Raw genomic sequence first — 17,125 nt, 5'->3', positions numbered from 1 at the left:
GCCTCGTAGGCGCGCAGCAACTGCTCGCCCTGACTGCAGACGGCGCCGGGCGTCTTGCACGCCTGGCAGCCCGCGGCGTGCTTGATGGCAGCGAGCCATGCCGCCTCTTCGGCGGGGTCCCTGGTCGTCACCGGACCCACCCCTGCTCTCGGGCGCGGCGCATGGCCGCGGTCTCGGCGAGCGGGTCGCGCTGCTGGGGGAAGCTCGCGGCGCACTCGTCGGGGCAGGCGTAGACGGTGCGGCCGCCGACGCTCGCCCCGTGCTCGACCGCGACGGTCACCGGCTCGCTGGTGGGCTGGTCGCAGCGGGCGCAGATCTGAGGGGTCACCGCTGGGCCTCCTCGCGGGGGCCGAGCGCTTCGCGGGTCGCGGTCTGCAGCGCCGCGAGGAGGGCCGCGGGGGCGGTCAGGTGCCGGTCGTGCGGGGGCACCAGCCAGCGCACCCCGGGGCCCCCTCGGAAGTCGGCGGGGGGCACTTCGATGTAGGCGGTCGCTCCCCAGACTTCGATGCTGGGCAGCTCGGCCATGGCCCATCCGGCGGCCGAGCCGGGCGGGATGAGCCAGCAGAGCACCCGGTCGAAGGGGTTCTCGATGACCGCGCCCGTGGCATCGCCCAGCAGCTCGAGGGTGCGCTTGCCGATGCCCATCGAGAAGGGGACGCGCACGACGTCCCATGATCGTCCCGCGGGCTGAAGCTGCGCGCTACGGCCGCTGGGCGGCGTCCATCGCTCGATCGGGTGGGGTGTAGCTTGCTGCATGTCGTCGCTCGCTCCCTTGAAGCGCCGGCCGCCGCCCCGGGAGGTTCCGCAGCCTCGCCGGGGTCTTGTCGTACCCGCTGACGCTAGGAACGCGGGGTGTGGCCTCTCCAGCGATGTGCAGATATGTGCACAGGACCTACCTGGAGGGGTGGCGATGCGAGCCGCCCCCTTGACGGTCCTCTTATTGCGGTTGAGGGTGTTGCACACAACTGCACAACTCGTTGACGGAGGCGGTCATGTCGCTACTGTTCATCGGAATCGACCCCCACACCGGGGACAAGCAGAGTCCCACGGTGTGGGTTGACCAGGAGAAACAGGAACTCGTCTTCCAGGGCTGGCAGCCGGGCCCGGAGCTCAAAGCAGAGTGTGCTGCGTTCGAGGTGCCGGGCCACGCGGTGGGCATCCCGGAAGGTGAGGCCGTGATCCGGATCCCTGCCCGAATGATCGACATGGTGAGGGAGGCATGCAATGCCCTCGAGCGTCCCGACGTTCGATGAGCTGATGGCCCGGTGTCGGACGGCGGTGCATCTGGAGATGCGCGACACCTACGCCGTCGACTACGAGGAAGGGCCGTTCGCCGACTGGCGCGCCGGCTTCCGCCATGACCCGGACGACCGGGACTCGTGGTGGCGACCGTGGCTCGACCTCATTCAGGACAATGTGCAGCGCGGTGCGGTCATCCGCCGGGCCCGCATCGTCTCCGAGCCGGTCAGCGAGTACACCCGTTTCCTGTACGACGGCACGTTCACGAACATCGCGGCCGGTGAACAGGTGCGGTGGCTGCCTCGCCGACGCGCCTCCGACATCGCGCTGCCAGGCAACGACTTCTGGCTGTTCGACGAGCAATGGGTCCACTGGAACCACTTCGCCGGTGACGGATCGTGGACCGGCGAGGAGATCACCGACGACCCGGCCTCAGCCAAGCTGTGCACTGAAGCATTCGAAACGGTGTGGACACGCGCCACACCGCACGACCAGTACGACATCCACTGACAGCGCACACCGACAGGCCGGCTCATGCCCATCTCCCCGTCCTCTTCGGCCCAAGCCGCGCGCGAAGTCGTCGCGCGACGGCTTCGCGACCTTCGAAAAAGCGCCGGATTGACGGTCGTCGAGCTGGCCAACCGGTGCGGCTGGCACCACGCCAAGACCTCCCGAATTGAGAACGCTCAAACCGGCCCGTCCGCGAAGGACATCCGCGCGTGGACCAGCGCCTGCGCGGCGACCGATCAGGCGGAAGATCTCATTGTCCAGTCCCTGCATGCCGAGTCGATGTATACGGAGTGGCGGCATCAGGTCCGCCGCGGGATGAAGCAACTGCAGGACAGCGCAGTGCAGCTCTTCCGCAACACCGAACTGTTCCGCATCTACTCCTCGACGATGGTGCCGGGGCTGTTGCAGACCGAGGGGTACGCGGCTGCACTGCTGAGTAACATCGCCGAGTTCCGTGGCATCCCGTTCAACGATGGCGCTGAGGCCGCAGCCGCGCGCGTTGAGCGGTCCCGCATCATCCATGAGCGAGGCCACCGGTTCGCGATGCTCGTAGAGGAAGCAGTCCTATACGCCCAGCTGGGCGACGAGGACGCGATGGCGGCACAGCTTGGTTACCTGCTTACCGCTGGCGCGCTGCCCCAGGTGTCGCTGGGCATCATCCCCATGGCCACACGGGCGCGGCCGCAGTGGCCGGTTGAGACGTTCCACGTGTACGACGACACCCTCGTGTCGGTGGAGTTCGTCTCGGCTGAGGTCAACATCACGCAGCCTTCCGAGATCGCCCTGTACCTGAAGGTGTTCGAGCAGATGCGCAGCATGGCCGTGTACGGGGCCGAGGCTCGGGCGTTGATCCTGAAGGCCATCGAGTCCCTGCATTGACTTCGGGCATGACGAAAGCCCCCTCGTCCGGCCCGGAGGCCAAACGAGGGGGCAGAGGTCAGAGGCGGCGGCGGTCCGGTGCGAGCGCGGCCGGCGTCGTCGGGCTCGGCGCCGGCTCGGTGGGTTGGGGCGCGCCGTCGCGGCGGCACACCAGGGCATCCGGGTCCCAGCTCGGCGTCTGCAGGGAGTAGCCGTCCGGGCAGGCGGGGCCACGCCCGGACGTCCCCGAGTACAGCCCGATGGCGTTCTCGCCGCGCTTCCCGAGGAACGCCACCAGCGCGCTCGCCAGGCCGCCGACGCCGACGAGGAGCGCGCCGAGGGTGGTGGCGTCCAAGGGACCTCCTACAGGTTCACGGGGCCGCGTGGGGTGTGCCGGGCCTGCCAGCCGGACAGGAACGTGATCGCGGTGGGGACGAGCGCGATGACGACGGCCTGGAGCCATCCGGGCAGCGGGGCGAGCAGCTCGGCGTCGCCATTCAGGTCGTTGAGGACGGCGAGGACGAGGGAGACCAGGAAGGTGCCGGCGGTGGCCGCCTTCACCTTCGCTTCGGTCGGAGCGGACTTGGCCATAGGACTACCTCACTTCTTGGGGAGCTTGAGCTTCTGGCCGGGGGTGAGCGCGTCGGCGTCGCGGAGCTGGTTGAGCTTGGCGATTTCCCGCCAGCGGGCGCCGTCGCCGAGCCTGGAGGCGGCGATCCGCTCGGTGGGCGGGTACGGGGTGGGCTGCTGGTTGGCGGGGTTCGCCGGGTCACCGATACATCGGGGAGCCGAAGACGGACAAGAGCTACCGGACAGTGCCGCTGTCGGAGTCGGCAGCCGCCGCGATCCGCGCGCACCACGAGGAGTTCCCGCCGGCCGAGGTCGAGATCGAGGACCGCACCGACCCGCGCAATCCGACGTGGCGCAAGGCGCGACTCCTGTTCGTCTCAGAGGCCGGTGGGGCGATCCGCCGGGGCTCATGGTCGAAGGTGTGGGCCCGACATGTGCAGCGCACGAACAAGGCGCTGGCGGCGGCCGGGTCGCCCCTGCGCGTCCCTGCTGACGCGACGCTGCACGATCTGAGACACTTCTACGCGTCGGTCCTGATCAAGCACGGCGCGTCGGTGAAGAAGGTGCAGCGGCGCCTCGGCCACGCGAAGCCGTCGATCACGCTCGACCTGTACGTCCACCTGTGGGAGGACGACGAGGACGAGACGGCCGAGCTCATCGACAAGATTCTCTGCTGATGTGCCCTCAAAGTGCCCTGCTCGCCTAGCGCGAGAGTATCTGTGCAGGTCAGTGGGAAGAGAGCGGCACCTGTGCGGAGGTGCCGGCCCCCTCCTTCGCTGCCGGCCTGCGGGTGGGAACGTGGGGCGGCTCTGACCTGCGCCTCCCGCGCGCCACGGGGGCGACGCGCGGGAGGGACCGGGCGACGGGCTAGAGCGGCTGCTGCAGCCTTCGCTGCGATGCCGACCTCCGGGCGGTCGCCGTTCGGTCGTAATCGAGCAGGTGCCGAAATCGCGTATTGCTCGGCTCCGCACCCCGGTCTCCCACTGTCGCCACCCAGTGCCGGCAGGTGGCCTCCACGAATACCCGGACGGCGCACTCACTGGCCTGGCGCCAGCTCGTGAACCCGTCCAGCCAGGCCAGAGCATCGGCAGGAGACTGGCCACATTCCATGAGCCGCACCGCGGTGTAGGCGGGGTCTACCCAGGACGGGCCGATCGCGGGCATGGCCCAGTCCACCACATACGCATCGCCGCCGCGGTTGTCGATCACGATGTTGTGGGGGTTCGTGTCGGTGTGCAGCAGATGGTCTCCCGCAAGGTGTTCGGCGTCGCCGGGCGAGCAGAACTTCATCAGCCTGTCCGCGAACTGCGGGATGGGGAAATCGGGAATCCTCAGGTCGTGCATGCGCTGCATGGTGGCGGCGACCGCGGGCAGGTCGGTGGAGCCGGGCCCCAGGTCCGCGTGGCGGCCGTCGATGTAGACGAACGCCAGCGCGGCCCAGCCTGCCGCGTCGAAGCGGTAGCGGATGGCCGGGCTGATGCCGCCGACAGTGGAGTTGATCCGTTCCTCGCAGTGGAGCGCCGCCATACCGGCCTCGTCGGTGTGGCGCACCCCCTTGAAGAACAAGCGGCCGCCGTGCGCGGTCTGCAGGACCAGGGCGGTGGTGCAGTTCAGGCCCTCCGCGACAGTGTCTGCGGAGGTCACTGTGCCCGCGCGAGATTCCACAGCGGCGCGGAGATCGACCGGAAGGTCGGCCCATTCGACGCGATCGATCACGGTTCTCCCTTGAGTCAGGGGTCGGGGTACCGGTCACCCCGGCACCCCTTCCGGCTTCGGCTCTACTGGGTGGCGCCGCACTTACGGCAGCGGGTCTTTCCGCTCCAGCCCACCCAGTCGTGATCGCATTCGCTCAGGATATGCCGCATTTGAGCCTCCTCGGTTTGAGCGCCAGGAGCCCGGCCGGCACGGCGAGGGCCAGGCCGGCGCGGGCGGCCCGTACGGCGTACAGCGCGGCCCGCTCGGCCGCCGGCGGTCGGCGGTGCCTCATCACCCGGGCTCCTCCTCGTGGTGGGCCCGCCGTGTGGCTGCCTCGTAGGCGTGCAGCAACTGCTCGCCCTGACTGCAGACGGCGCCGGGTGTCTTGCAGGCCTGGCATCCCGCGGCGTGCTTGATGGCCGCGAGCCAGGTTGCCTCCTCGACGGGGTCCCTGGTCGTCATCGGACCCACCCCTGCTCTCGGGCGCGGTGCATGGCCGCGAGCTCGGCGAGGACGTCGCGCTGCTGGGGGAAGGTGGGCGCGCAGGGCGGGCAGGCGTAGACGGTGCGGCCGCCGGCGCTGGCGCCGTGCTCGAGCGCGATGGTCACCGGCTCGCTGGTGGCCTTGTCACAGCGGGCGCAGATCTGGGGGGTCACCGCGGAACCCCCTCGCGGGGGCCGAGCGCCTCGCGGGTCGCGGTCCGCAGCGCGGCGTAGAGGGCCGCGGGCGCGGTCAGGTGCCGGTCGTACCGGAACGGTACGCGCCACCGGATTCCGAGGCCCTTCCGGCAGCCCACAGGGGGCACTTCGATGTAGGCGGTCGCTCCCCAGACCGCGACGTCGGGCAGTCGGCTCATGTCCCAGTGGGCGGCTGAGCCGGGCGCGATGAGCCAGTAGAGGACCTTGTCGAAGGGGTTCTCGATGGCCGCGCCCGTCGCCTCGCCCAGAAGGTCGAGGGTGCGTTTACCGATGCCGATGGCGAGGGGGACACGCACAGCGTCCCACGATCGGCCAGCGGGCTGCAGTTGCGCGCTATGGCCGCTGGGTGGCGTCCACGGCAGGAAGGAGTGGCTGTTGTTCGTCGTCTCCACAGGAGCCCCCGACGTCATCGGTGATCAGGTGATGACTGACCGTAAGAGGCCTGCGTGGAGGTGCGGGGTACAACGCCTACCCCCTTGCGGAGGGGTAGGTTTTGTACCCGTCAGGCAGCGATCGGGATTCCCATCTTCTGCCGCAATACACGAGCGTCCCCCCGGACCGTCGTCGGCCCGGACTCCGCCAGTTCGCAAACCGTTGACCGGGTGAAGAGATTGAAGCGGGCGGTCTCGGGCGACTCCTCGTACGCCTTCTGCAGCAGGTGCACGACGGATACCGGCTCCCGTTGAAGGTCATAGGCGCGCGCTGACTCGATCATGTGGAAGGAACGGCGGGTTGCCGATGGCATCGACGTCACATCAACCTTCTCGGCCACATCCACCGCCTCCGAGCCACGTACCAAGTCCGCCTTCATGGTGATGGCGTAGGCGTCGACCATGCCTCGCCCGAAGATCAAGTACGGGTGCGCGTACGTCTTCCCGAGCCGCTTCGCCGCATCGTCGGCCTGGTCCCAGAACCGCTCGGCATCGCCCTTGCGTCCGACCTTGGCGTATGACAATGCCGTCGCCAGATGCAGGAGGCCGCGTCGCGCCAGATCTTCCGGGGCATCGCCGGGCCGAAGCAGGTCCGCGGCCTTCATCGCCAGGTCCACACGCGCTTCATGTCGTTCGCCCGCGTCACGGAATACGTGGTTCATGTACCAGGCCGCGACGGCGATGGCACGCGGGCTGTCCGCGTCCTGCGCAGCGCTCATCGCGCGGTCGCCCGTGAGCATCACGAGCTCGGGCGCGGGCTGGAAGGACAGGTAGAGCTGTGCGAGATGGTAGGTCTGGGCCAGTGCGGCGAGTGCACGGCGGCGGTCCACTCCGTCGTAGACGCGGGCGGCGTGCTGGAGGTCTCCGAGCAGGTCAGGCAGCACCATGGCGACGTTGGTCCGGTGCTCGCCGATGCCGTGCCACAGGGTCCACGCCTGCTGTACGCGGGTGCGGAGGTCAGCCACGTCTTCCGGTTCGTCAGAGCCGGTGAAGTGGTAGGTGGTCAGCGCCTCTTGGACGGCCGGAAGGGCGCTGTGCGCCGCCTTGGTGTAGCTGGCGGCAGACAGCCGCTCGTCACCGGTCAGGTCTGCGAGGTCTTCAACCCCCAGCACGTCGGCGAGTCGGAGCAGCAGGGGGAGGCGGGGGACACCGAGGCGGCCGGTCTCGATGGCTTTCACCCATTCCGCGCTGCGCCCTACGAGTCCGCCGATCACGGGGCGGGAGCGTCCGCTGCGTTCGCGTGCTTCTTTGACGCGTCGGCCGAACGTCTTGAAGGGAACTGGGGCGTCAGTGTTCTCGGGCACAAGCAACTCCGTCCTGACTCAACATCAGAAAGGTACCCCTCTGAGACGCAGGGCACGGCCTGTCGGACGCTGACTACTCGTCGGGGACCGTTGTGGCCTGTGACCGGGCCTCGCGGTCGACCCTGGGTGGGTGGTGGGAACCCTTCGGCCATGGAGATGACGGAGCCGTTCGCTACGACAACCGGACGAAGGCCGCATCCCCACGGCACGGCGGCGACCCACGGACCGGGCGGGCCGGGGGCCCTCACACCAGCGGGGCCTCTGGCGACCGCAGCCACACGCGCTGGCCCGTGCCGTCGACCGTCAGGCCGAACGCGTCCGACGGCGGACCGCCCTCGCCGGCGTAGGCGGCGTGTGCCTCGGTGACCTCCTCCCACAGGCTCCGAGGGCCGTACTGCCACACCTCCTCGTCGGTCACGGTGGCCGCCGAGCCCTCGCGGTCCCACAGCCAGAGCTGGTACGTCCCCTCATGGCGGCCGTCCGTCATCGCGACCCCGGGCAGCCGCGCGCCGGCGTACAGGGCGAACCCGAGGCTCGCCACGGTGTCAGGGATGGGGGTCCCAGGCGTGCGCCGCCCGGTGGAGGCGTCCACCGGGGCATCCGACGGCGGGCGATGGGAACGCATCGGCATGAACTGGGCGTCGCCGACGACCCGCCCGCGCGCCATGCCCTCCGTGACATCCAGGCGCAGGAGCGCGCCGGACCAGAAGTCCAGGGCGAGCGGGAAGACGATCACACCGCCGGGGGCGGTCTGCTCGATCCAGGCCGGCGGGATCCGGCGCACGGAGCACGTGGCGATCAGCCGCTCGTACGGCGCCCCGGGCGCCCAGCCCAGCGCTCCGTCGCCGTGGACCACGCGCGGGCCGTACCCGGCCTCGCGGATCGCCTTCTCGGCCGTCTCGGCCAGGCGCCCGTCCACCTCGACGGTGGTGACGTTCTCGCTGCCCAGGCGCGCGGAGAGCAGGGCGGCGTTCCAGCCGGTGCCCGTGCCGATCTCCAGCACCTTCTGCCCCTCGGCGACGTCGAGCGCGTCCAGCATCCGGGCGACCAGCGACGGCTTGGAGCCGGAGGAGGTGGCCACACCGGGGCCATCGCTTCTGCCGTCGTCCACCTGGGTCACGATCGGCTCGTCGCGGTACGCCAGATCCCACCACGCGGCCCGGTCGGTGACGGGTACGCAGGTCGCTTCCTGTCTCCAGATCTCGCGGGGGATGAACCGGTGACGCGGTACGGCCTCGAAGGCGGGGCGCCATGCGGGGCGCAGCGCCCCGGACGCCGTGAGGGCGTCCAAGAGCGCGGCCTGGCGCTGTGGCCAGTCAGTCACGGCGTCTCACTTCTCCTTCGGCGGCTGGTTGCCGTCCGGCGGGGGCGGGGGCGGGGGAGTCCACGGCTTGATCGGGGCGGGGTCGCCCTTGTGCTTGCCCTGGGGGATCACTGTTTCACCTCCTGAGGCGGGCTCGGCGCTGACGGCCTCGCTCTGCGGTGTCGTGCGCTTTATGCCCGCGCCGGCCGGCCGCCATCACCGGGGCGGACAGGCGCTGGGCGCTGATCGGGGGCGCTCAGGCGTTCTCTCGCGCCGCAGGGCTGACGGTCGGCCGGCGGCGGCGCGTGGGAGGACGCCTTCGCCGCCACGGCCGAACCCGCCCGGAAGCCGCGCCCGAAGAGGCCTGACGGGGACGCGGGGGCGGCGCCTGGCCGGGCGCCGCCCCCTTCACTCCCCCCACGGGAGTCGTTGCCGCTCGCATCGGCTCGGGCGGCAACAGAAGTGCCCAACGGCCGATACATACTCGTCACCCCCCACGGGAACGAGCAATCCGGTCGTGAGCACCGCCTGTTGAATTGCGGACGGCCGCCGGTGGCCTTTCCGATGGCCGCGCTTTTCAACGGGGAACAGCTTTCCGGTTCCGCCCGGCCCGCCGCGCCCTGTTTCAACTCTGGCCAAAAGGGCGTGGTCACTGACGGTGTCACCGTGCATACTCTTTGGTGATCGGGGGCGATCACGGGTGTCACTTGGTGGGGGTCCAGTGCTGCGTGTGCATTTTGGCGAGCTCGATCTGGCCCGGCTGCGGATGGCGAGCCGTCCGGACGCGCTGTGGGAAACCGTTTTGAGTTTCCACCGGCTGCGCGAGAACCGGGCGGCCACCGTATACGGAGAATGGCGTTCACTGGCGCGAAATAGGGTGAACGGCGAAGCGCGACTCCTCGCGCCGCTCATTCCCTCACGCGGCTATTTCCCCGACTTCCTGACGCCCGCCGAAGGAATAATCGGCTGCGACAGCGCGATGGAGGCGCTGCGCGCGACCCCCGGGGAGCGGCTGCACGCGGAGATCGCGCGGCTTCCGGCGGCCCGACTGCCCGGCTGGATACACGACCTGGCGCAGGGCGAGCGGCGGGCCCTGGACCGGCTGGCCGCCGCGCTCAGCTCCTACCACGAGGCGGCGATCGCCCCGTACTGGCCGCGCCTTCAGGCCCGCATCGAGGCGGACCGGGCGGTGCGGGGCCGCGCCCTGCTGGACGGGGGTGCGGACGGGCTGCTGGCGTCCCTGCCGCCGACGATGCGGTGGCGGGCGCCGGTCCTGGAGGTCGACTACCCGGTCGACCGCGACCTGGAGCTCGGCGGGCGCGGACTGCTGCTCCAGCCGTCCTTCTTCTGTCGAAGAACCCCGGTCACCCTCTACGACCCCGGCCTCACGCCGGTGCTGGTCTACCCGGTCGAACACACCCCGCGCGCCGCCCCGCCCCGCCCCTCGGCCCACCACGCCCCCACCCTGCGTCCCGCCTCCGGACCCAGGTCCGCTCCCCGGCCCGCTCCGGGCCCCGGCGCCGCCCGCTCCCTGGGCAGGCTCGTCGGGCAGACCCGGTCCGCCGTGCTGCAGGGGGTCGGGGGCGGCTGCACCACCAGCGAACTCGCCCGCCGGGTCGGGGTGTCGCTCGCCTCCGCCAGCCAGCACGCCAGCGTGCTGCGCGACGCCGGCCTGGTGCTCACCCTGCGCCGGGGCAGCGCCGTCCTGCACACCCTGACCCCGCTGGGCGCCGCCCTGCTGCGCGGCGGCGCCCCCGCTCAGTCGTCGATGCCCGAGCGCTCGACCCCCGCCACGATGTAGCGCTGCAGGAAGAGAAAGACCACCAGCAGCGGCAGGATCGACACGGCGGCCGCCACGAACAGCTCGTGGATGTTGACCGTCTGGGCGGTGGTGAAGGTCGACAGCGCGACCTGGACGGTCCACGCCTCCCGGTCCTGGCCGATGACCAGCGGCCACAGGAAGGAATTCCAGGCGCCGATGAAGACGATCGTGCCGACCGCCGCGAACACCGGCCGCGAGTTGGGCACCACGACCCGCCAGTACGTGCGCCAGTAGCCGAGGCCGTCCACCCGCGCCGCGTCCTCCAGCTCCCGGGGGAACCCCAGGAAGTACTGGCGGAAGACGAACGCCGCGAAGGCGCTGAACAGCGTCGGCACCACCAGGCCCCGCAGCGTGGACACCCAGCCCAGCGAGGACACCAGGACGAAGGTCGGTACGAAGGTGACGGCGGCCGGGACCATCAGGGTGCCCAGGATCCAGTAGAACACCACGTTCGCGTAGCGGTACGGGATCCTGGCCAGGCCGTACCCCGCGAGGGAGGCCAGCAGCAGCGTGCCCAGCGTCGTCGCCACCGCGATCAGCGAGGAGTTGAGCAGCGCGTGCGCCATCGGGACGTTCGGGTCGTCGAACAGCTCGCCGATGTTGGACCACCGCAGCTCGCTCGGGAAGAACGTCCACTCGGCCGAGGTGATGTCCTCCTCGCGCGACAGTCCGTTGCGCACCAGCAGATAGAACGGGATCAGGAAGAGCAGCGCCAGCGCGATCAGCAGGACGAGCCGCAGCGCCCGGCCGACGCGCACGAGCGGTTCGCGCACGAGCGGGTCCCGTACGCGCGGTTCGCGCACGCCGGGAGCCCGCGCGCCAGGGGCGGGCGTGTGCGGGTCGCGTCCGAGAGGCTTCCGCATTCCGGTCAGTCCTCCTTCCGGCCGAGCCCGAACCAGCGGGCCTGCGCCACCGTCACCACCGCGATGATCAGCGCCAGGATCACCGCGCCCGCGCTGCCGAGCCCCAGGTTCTGCCCCTGGCCCAGCGCCGTGTAGTACAGGTACACCAGCGGCGGACGGGCGTACGGCGGATAGCCGCGCGAGTCCGAGAGCAGGTTGTAGAACTCGTCGAACGCCTGGAAGGCGTTGATGACCAGCAGCAGCGTCACCGCGATCGACGTGGCCCGCAGCTGCGGGAAGGTGATGTACCGGAAGACCTGCCACCCCGGCCGCGCGCCGTCCACGGCCGCCGCCTCGTACAGGTGGCGCGGGATGCGCTGCAGCCCGGCCAGGAACAGCACCATGTAGAAGCCCGCCTGCAACCACAGCCGCACGGTCACGATGACCAGCCAGTACCAGGGCGGATCGGTCGTCGACAGCCAGGCGATCTGGTCGGCGCCGAACCAGCCGAGCACGGTGTTGGCCAGCCCGAACCGCACCCCGTTGAAGATCGACATCTTCCAGATCAGCGCCGCCACGACATACGAACACGCCACCGGCAGGAAGAACACCGAGCGGAAGAACGCCTGCGCCCAGCGCAGCCTGTTGACCATCAGCGCGAGCGACAGCGACAGCAGGAAGGTGGCCGGGACGATGAAGGCCGTGAACACCAGGAAGGTGACCAGGCTGTCGGTGAACGCGTCGTCCCGCAGCATCGCCGCATAGTTGTCCAGGCCGACGAAGTCGGTGGGCGAGACCGTGTTGTGCGCGTCGAAGAAGCTGAGGTAGACGCTCCACCCCAGCGGTACGTACGTGAACAGGCCGAGCCCGAGCGCGAACGGGCCGACGAAGACCCAGAACCACAGCGTGCGGTTCTGCGGGCCCAGCAGCCGGCGGCGCGCGGGCGCGGCGGGCCCGCTCGGCGGCGCGTCCCGGCGCCGGGGGCCGCCCGCCTCGTCGGCCTGGTCCAGAAGTGTGTCCTGCGGCATCGGCGGGCGTCAGCTCTTCTTCTGCACGCGCCGCAGCTCCGCGGCCACCTTGCGCACCACGGTCCGCAGCTCCTGGTCCGCGTTCGCGCCGTCCTTGATGATCCGGTTGAGCGCGTCCTGGTAGGCGGTCTTGCTCGCCGGGGTCCACAGCAGCGGCTCCGCGTAGCCGTGGTCGGTGGCGTAGCGCACCGCGTCCCCGGCCGCGCCGTCGCGCAGCTTGGCGGCCTTCTTGGCGAGCGAGATCCGGGCCGGGATGTGGAAGCCGTACGACAGCGCGAAGTCCTCCTGGTACTCCGTCTTGTCCACCCACAGCCACTTCACGAAGGCCTTCGCCTCCGCCTTGTGCTTCGCCTTGGAGCTGACCGCCGCGCCGTACGCCCCGACCGGCACCGACGGCTTGCCCGCCGAGCCGTCCTTCGGGAACGGCAGCACCCCGAAGTCGTCATCCAGCGCCTTCTTCACCTGCGGCAGCGCCCACAGCCCCGACCACTGCATGGCCGTGAGCCCCTGGATGAACGCCGACGGGTCCGACCAGTCGGACGGCGCCCCCAGCAGCAGCGACTTGTCCGCGTACAGCCGGCGGATCTTCTCCAGCGCGCGGGCGGCGGCCGGGTCGTCGAAGCCGACCTCGCCGCCGTCGGTGACCAGCTGGAGCCCGGCGGCCTGCAGCGGGGTGCCGCCGAGCACCCCGGCGCCGCCGTCGTTGCCGAGGAACAGCCCCTTGGTCTTCTTGTCGGTGAGCGCCTTCGCGGCGTCCACCAGCTCGTCGAGCGTCCGCGGCGGCTCCACGCCGGCGTCCTTCAGCAGGCTCTTGCGGTAGTAGAGCAGCTGCATGTCGATGACCTGCGGGATGCCCCAGATCTTGCCGTCGTACGTCTTGGGCGCGAGGACCGCTTGGTTGAAGTCGTCCTTGACGCCGTCGAGGAGGGCGGTCAGGTCCACGACCTGGCCGCCCTGGATCTGGTCCAGCGTCGGGCCGTTGGCCTCGAACACGTCGGGGCCGGACGTGGTGAGCAGCGCGGCGGCCGTCTGCTGGTCGTAGTTCCCCGGCCGCCACTGCACCTCGACCTTGGCCTTGCCGGTCTTGCCGTACGCGGCGGCGTACCGCTTCACCGCCTGCTCGGTGCCGTCCTCGCCGTACTGGTGGTACCACTGCTCGATGACCGGCTTGCCGTTCGAATCCTCGGAGTCGCGCCCGGTGTTGGAGCCGCAGGCGGCGGCCAGGGCCCCCGTCAGCGCCAGGCTGCCGCCGACGCCGAGCAGTCGTCTGCGGCTGACGGACTTGTGGCTGTTGGACATGGTGCGCCCCCTCGCGTCATCGCTGCCTGTGGCCTGTGGCCGGATCATGCAACCAACCACGGTACGGCCCAGTGATCAACCTTGGGGGCGGATTACGACAGCGTTGTTGCGGCGGTGTGTCACCTCTCCAGAGGTGTCACCTCTCCAGATGTGTCACCTCTCCGGGTGCGTCACCTCTCCAGGACGAGGGCGAGGCCCTGGCCGACGCCGATGCACAAGGTGGCCAGGCCGGTCCCGGAGCCGGCGGCCGCGAGTTGGTGGGCGACGGCCCCGGCGAGCCGGGCGCCGGAGGCGCCGAGGGGGTGGCCGATGGCGATGGCGCCGCCGCGCGGGTTGACGAGGGCGGGGTCCAGCTCCGGCCACTCGGCGAGGCAGCCGAGCACTTGCGCGGCGAAGGCCTCGTTGAGCTCCAGGGTGGTCAGGTCGGCGAAGGAGCGGCCGGCCTTGGCCAGGGCGCGGTGGACGGCCTCGACCGGCCCGAGGCCGAAGTACTGCGGCTCGATGCCGGTGACGGCGGACGCGCCGATCCGCGCCAGGGGCTCGCGCCCGGTGGCCGCGAGCCCCTCTTCGTCGACGAGCAGCAGCGCCGCGGCGCCGTCGTTCAGCGGTGAGGAGTTGCCCGCGGTGACCGTCCCGCCGTCCTTGCGGAAGGCGGGCTTCAGCTTGGCCAGGGACTCCAAGGACGTGTTGTCGCGGATGGTCTCGTCCCGGGGCAGGTCCACCCCCTCGTACGGCACGACCTCCGCGTCGTACGCGCCGTCCTCCCAGGCCCGTACCGCCTTCCGGTGGCTGGCCAGCGCGTAGGCGTCCTGCGCCTCGCGGCTGATGCCGTGCTTGTCGGCGATCAGCTCGGCGCCCTCGCCGAGGGCGACGGTCCACTCGGGCGGCATGTCGGGGTTGGTCATGCGCCAGCCGAGGGTGGTGGAGTAGAGCTGCTGGTGCCCGGCCGGGAAGGCCCGCTCCGGCTTGGGCAGCACCCAGGGGGCGCGGCTCATCGACTCCACGCCCCCGGCCAGCGCGATGTGCGCGTCGCCGACGGCGATGGCGCGGGCGGCCTGGAGCACGGCCTCCAGGCCGGAGGCGCACAGCCGGTTGACGGTGGCGCCGGGCACGGTGACGGGGAGCCCGGCCAGCAGGACGGCCATCCGGGCCACGTCGCGGTTCTCCTCGCCCGCGCCGTTGGCGTTGCCGAAGTAGACGTCGTCGACGCGGGCCGGGTCGAGGTCGGGGGTGCGGGCGAGGAGGGCGCGTACGACATGGGCGGCCAGGTCGTCGGGGCGCACGCCCGCGAGCGCGCCGCCGTACTTGCCGACGGGGGTGCGGACGGCGTCGACGATGTAGACCTCGCGCATCGTGCCGTTGCTCATCACTGTCCGGCGTCCTTTCCGGCGTCCTTCGCGGTGTTCTTTCCGGCGTCTTTCGCGGTGTTCTCAGCGGTGTTCTTCGAGGTGTTCTTCGCGGTGTTCTTTTCCGTGGCCCCGGCAGCGGCGGGCTGCGCGAGCGCGTCGTACCGCACGCCCGTCAGCCGCTCCGACACCGCCCACAGGCCCCGGCCCGCCGTGTCGTCCCGGGTCCACTTCGCGCGGGGCGAGCGGGTGGGGGTGCCGCGCCACATCAGGAAGGGCGGGCCGAAGAAGTCGTCCTGGCGGACGTCGGGGGCGGTGGCCGCGTAGAGGGTGGGCAGGGCGCCGTTGTCCGGGGTCTGGGCGAAGTAGCGGTTGCCGATCTCCATGAAGCGCTCGGTGGCGCGGCGGCCCTCCAGCTTGGGGGCGGCGGTCTGGAGGTTCGTCGAGGCGTAGCCGGGGTGGGCGGCGGCGGCGGTCAGCCGGGCGCCGGCCGTGCTCAGGCGGCGGGAGAGCTCGTGGATGAAGAGGAGGTTGGCGGTCTTGGAGCGGGCGTAGGCGGTCCACCGCCGGTATCCGCGCTCCATGTTGAGATCGCGCGGGTCCACCGTCCCCAGCATGTGCATGAAGCTGGACACGCTGACCACCCGCGCCCCCGGCTTCGCCGCCAGCAGCCTGGGCAGCAGCAGCCCGGTCAGCGCGAAGTGCCCCAGGTGGTTGACGCCGAACTGCGTCTCGAAGCCGTCGGCGGTCCTGCGGTGGGGGAGGGCCATCACCCCCGCGTTGTTGATCAGCAGGTCCAGCCGGTCCCCCCGGTACTCGGCCGCGAAGGCCCGTACGGACGCCAGGTCCGCCAGGTCCAGCGGCGCGAACCGCACCTCCGCGCCCGGCACCTGCGCCCGGATCCGCTCCACGGCCTCGGCGCCCCGCGCCTCGCTGCGGCAGGCGAGCACCACCTGGGCGCCGCGCCGGGCCAGCTCGCGGGCGGTGACATAGCCGATGCCGCTGTTGGCGCCGGTCACCACGGCGGTGCGGCCGGTCTGATCGGGGATGTCGCTCGCGGTCCAGCCCTTCATCACGCGCTCCTTCGCCGTCTGTCGCCGTCGGTCGCCCTCGGTCGCGGTCTGCCGCAGTCCGCCGCAGTCTGTCGCGGTTGTCGTGGACTGCGCTACGCGCTGGTAGCCCTGGCCTCCGGCGACAGCCTAGGCGTGCGGTCGTGAAGGTGCGAGTGACCGGCCTACCGGTCCGCGCCGGCCTTCCGGTCCGCGCCGGCCTTCCGCAGGAGGGAGCGGAGTACGGCCCCGGCGTGGGTCCACAGCACCGCGCCGCCGATCCCCGGTACGACGCGGCGGTCCGCGCCCGGGACGCGGGTGGCGAGGAAGGCGCCGTTGTCGGGGGAGTGGCCGGTGTCCTGCTCGCCGTACCAGATATCGACCGGCACGGCGATCCGGCCGAGGTCGAACGGCCACCGCCCCATGGCCAGGACGGTGTCCCGGCCGTAACCGGCCCCGCCGTGGGCGAAGCCCTCGGCCAGGGCCCGGCGGTAGGCGGCCTCGAACCCGGGGTCCCGGTACACGGCCAGGTCGCACTCCGGGCTCCCGGCCATCACCAGGTCCCACATCGCGTCCGCGCCGAGACCGGCGAAGAACTCCTCCGCCCCGGCCGGGTCGCGCACGCTCCTGTCGACCAGCCCCCGCAGCTCCGCCGGCAGGGCGGTGGCGAACTCCGGCGCCGCCACCTCGTCGGCGCCGGAGACGACGGCCAGGGCCGAGACGACACCCTCCACGGCACACGCGAGCGCGAACGGCGCGCCCTGGGAGTTGCCGACCACCGGCGGGCGCCCCAGCCCGCGCAGCGCCGTGAATTGGCGCATGTCCTCGGCGAAGTCGGCGAAGCCCCGGCCCGGTGCCGGCGTGGAGGCGCCGAGACCCGGGCGGTCCACCGAGACGAGACGCACCCCGAGCGCCTCGACGGCCCCCGCCCCGAAGCCGAGCCACCGGCTCGTGGCGGCCCCAGGACACAGCAGCACGGGCACGCCGTCCGGCGGCCCCCACTCGGCCCACCCCAGGGACCGTCCGTCGGACAGCCGCTCCTCACCGAGCCGTGCGGGATCCTCGATGAACACGCTCATGATTGCCATCTTGGCCCGGGGGCGGGCGCCGCGCACATGGGTTTCGCCGTGT

At 71.2% G+C, this 17,125-nt stretch carries 22 protein-coding genes; 5 read left to right on the top strand and 17 right to left on the bottom strand.

Going from position 1 to position 17,125, the window contains the following annotated elements; translation table 11 throughout:
* Window positions 1-127 precede the first annotated feature (127 nt).
* Window positions 128-328, bottom strand: coding sequence for a hypothetical protein (locus BBH68_RS04950; protein WP_065959068.1), 201 nt, complete (start codon window positions 326-328; stop codon window positions 128-130).
* Complete coding sequence (locus BBH68_RS04945) at window positions 325-756, bottom strand: hypothetical protein (protein ID WP_076970985.1); 432 nt, start codon at window positions 754-756, stop codon at window positions 325-327. Before BBH68_RS04945 ends, BBH68_RS04950 begins: the two co-directional genes overlap by 4 nt.
* Window positions 757-992: 236 nt before the next feature.
* Between BBH68_RS04945 and BBH68_RS04940 the strand changes: the two genes are divergently transcribed.
* From BBH68_RS04940 to BBH68_RS04930, 3 genes are read left to right on the top strand one after another with little or no spacing between them, the layout of a single operon-like run.
* Complete coding sequence (locus BBH68_RS04940) at window positions 993-1,253, top strand: hypothetical protein (protein WP_065959067.1); 261 nt, start codon at window positions 993-995, stop codon at window positions 1,251-1,253.
* Complete coding sequence (locus tag BBH68_RS04935; RefSeq protein WP_065959065.1) at window positions 1,225-1,749, top strand: DUF6879 family protein; 525 nt, start codon at window positions 1,225-1,227, stop codon at window positions 1,747-1,749. Before BBH68_RS04940 ends, BBH68_RS04935 begins: the two co-directional genes overlap by 29 nt.
* A 24-nt stretch (window positions 1,750-1,773) precedes the next feature.
* On the top strand, window positions 1,774-2,628 hold the full coding sequence (locus tag BBH68_RS04930; RefSeq protein WP_065959063.1) for a helix-turn-helix domain-containing protein: 855 nt from the start codon (window positions 1,774-1,776) through the stop codon (window positions 2,626-2,628).
* Window positions 2,629-2,686: 58 nt separating this feature from the next.
* On the opposite strand, the gene BBH68_RS44430 is transcribed toward BBH68_RS04930, so the two are convergent.
* Complete coding sequence (locus BBH68_RS44430) at window positions 2,687-2,962, bottom strand: hypothetical protein (protein WP_065959061.1); 276 nt, start codon at window positions 2,960-2,962, stop codon at window positions 2,687-2,689.
* Window positions 2,963-2,970: 8 nt separating this feature from the next.
* Window positions 2,971-3,198, bottom strand: a complete 228-nt coding sequence (locus BBH68_RS04920) for a holin (protein ID WP_065959059.1) — start codon at window positions 3,196-3,198, stop codon at window positions 2,971-2,973.
* A gap of 224 nt (window positions 3,199-3,422) precedes the next feature.
* On the opposite strand from BBH68_RS04920, the gene BBH68_RS04915 reads away from it, so the two are divergent.
* Window positions 3,423-3,854, top strand: coding sequence for a tyrosine-type recombinase/integrase (locus tag BBH68_RS04915; RefSeq protein ID WP_245737890.1), 432 nt, complete (start codon window positions 3,423-3,425; stop codon window positions 3,852-3,854).
* A gap of 190 nt (window positions 3,855-4,044) precedes the next feature.
* Here the strand turns inward: BBH68_RS04915 and BBH68_RS04910 are convergent, their stop codons facing one another.
* The 7 genes from BBH68_RS04910 to BBH68_RS04890 all read right to left on the bottom strand — a co-directional run bounded on the left by BBH68_RS04910 (window position 4,045) and on the right by BBH68_RS04890 (window position 8,629).
* Complete coding sequence (locus tag BBH68_RS04910) at window positions 4,045-4,893, bottom strand: phosphotransferase (RefSeq protein ID WP_065959057.1); 849 nt, start codon at window positions 4,891-4,893, stop codon at window positions 4,045-4,047.
* A 133-nt stretch (window positions 4,894-5,026) separates the two neighbouring features.
* A complete protein-coding gene (locus BBH68_RS41785; protein ID WP_158080320.1) occupies window positions 5,027-5,164 on the bottom strand; it encodes a hypothetical protein in 138 nt (45 codons plus the stop codon).
* The gene (locus tag BBH68_RS41780; RefSeq protein ID WP_170066532.1) at window positions 5,164-5,334 is read right to left on the bottom strand and encodes a hypothetical protein; all 171 of its coding nucleotides are present in this window, start codon (window positions 5,332-5,334) and stop codon (window positions 5,164-5,166) included. The genes BBH68_RS41785 and BBH68_RS41780 overlap by 1 nt, the downstream gene beginning before the upstream one ends.
* The gene (locus BBH68_RS04905; RefSeq protein WP_065959055.1) at window positions 5,331-5,528 is read right to left on the bottom strand and encodes a hypothetical protein; all 198 of its coding nucleotides are present in this window, start codon (window positions 5,526-5,528) and stop codon (window positions 5,331-5,333) included. Before BBH68_RS04905 ends, BBH68_RS41780 begins: the two co-directional genes overlap by 4 nt.
* A complete protein-coding gene (locus BBH68_RS04900) occupies window positions 5,525-5,866 on the bottom strand; it encodes a hypothetical protein (protein WP_245737889.1) in 342 nt (113 codons plus the stop codon). The genes BBH68_RS04905 and BBH68_RS04900 overlap by 4 nt, the downstream gene beginning before the upstream one ends.
* A 206-nt stretch (window positions 5,867-6,072) precedes the next feature.
* Window positions 6,073-7,305 (bottom strand): helix-turn-helix domain-containing protein, encoded by a 1,233-nt coding sequence (locus BBH68_RS04895; RefSeq protein WP_065959053.1) that lies wholly within the window; start codon window positions 7,303-7,305, stop codon window positions 6,073-6,075.
* Window positions 7,306-7,549: 244 nt separating this feature from the next.
* Window positions 7,550-8,629, bottom strand: a complete 1,080-nt coding sequence (locus BBH68_RS04890; RefSeq protein ID WP_079150808.1) for an rRNA adenine N-6-methyltransferase family protein — start codon at window positions 8,627-8,629, stop codon at window positions 7,550-7,552.
* Window positions 8,630-9,329: 700 nt separating this feature from the next.
* On the opposite strand from BBH68_RS04890, the gene BBH68_RS04885 reads away from it, so the two are divergent.
* A complete protein-coding gene (locus BBH68_RS04885) occupies window positions 9,330-10,409 on the top strand; it encodes an ArsR/SmtB family transcription factor (protein WP_076970986.1) in 1,080 nt (359 codons plus the stop codon).
* On the opposite strand, the gene BBH68_RS04880 is transcribed toward BBH68_RS04885, so the two are convergent.
* The 6 genes from BBH68_RS04880 to BBH68_RS04855 form a co-directional block, all read right to left on the bottom strand.
* The gene (locus BBH68_RS04880; RefSeq protein ID WP_065959090.1) at window positions 10,367-11,203 is read right to left on the bottom strand and encodes a carbohydrate ABC transporter permease; all 837 of its coding nucleotides are present in this window, start codon (window positions 11,201-11,203) and stop codon (window positions 10,367-10,369) included. The genes BBH68_RS04885 and BBH68_RS04880 overlap by 43 nt on opposite strands.
* 95 nt (window positions 11,204-11,298) lie before the next feature.
* On the bottom strand, window positions 11,299-12,300 hold the full coding sequence (locus tag BBH68_RS04875) for a carbohydrate ABC transporter permease (RefSeq protein ID WP_245737888.1): 1,002 nt from the start codon (window positions 12,298-12,300) through the stop codon (window positions 11,299-11,301).
* Between the two features lie 9 nt (window positions 12,301-12,309).
* Window positions 12,310-13,599 (bottom strand): ABC transporter substrate-binding protein, encoded by a 1,290-nt coding sequence (locus BBH68_RS04870; RefSeq protein WP_065959050.1) that lies wholly within the window; start codon window positions 13,597-13,599, stop codon window positions 12,310-12,312.
* 170 nt (window positions 13,600-13,769) lie between these two features.
* On the bottom strand, window positions 13,770-14,966 hold the full coding sequence (locus BBH68_RS04865) for a thiolase family protein (protein WP_065959049.1): 1,197 nt from the start codon (window positions 14,964-14,966) through the stop codon (window positions 13,770-13,772).
* Window positions 14,966-16,018, bottom strand: a complete 1,053-nt coding sequence (locus BBH68_RS04860; RefSeq protein WP_079150807.1) for an oxidoreductase — start codon at window positions 16,016-16,018, stop codon at window positions 14,966-14,968. Before BBH68_RS04860 ends, BBH68_RS04865 begins: the two co-directional genes overlap by 1 nt.
* Before the next feature lie 161 nt (window positions 16,019-16,179).
* Window positions 16,180-17,073, bottom strand: coding sequence for an alpha/beta fold hydrolase (locus BBH68_RS04855; RefSeq protein ID WP_211301803.1), 894 nt, complete (start codon window positions 17,071-17,073; stop codon window positions 16,180-16,182).
* Between the last annotated feature and the right edge of the window lie 52 nt (window positions 17,074-17,125).

It is taken from the genome of Streptomyces sparsogenes (genome assembly GCF_001704635.1).
Taxonomy (GTDB): domain Bacteria; phylum Actinomycetota; class Actinomycetes; order Streptomycetales; family Streptomycetaceae; genus Streptomyces; species Streptomyces sparsogenes.
The sequence above is the reverse complement of the archived record's forward strand: the minus strand, read 5'-3'. Positions and strand labels throughout refer to the sequence as shown.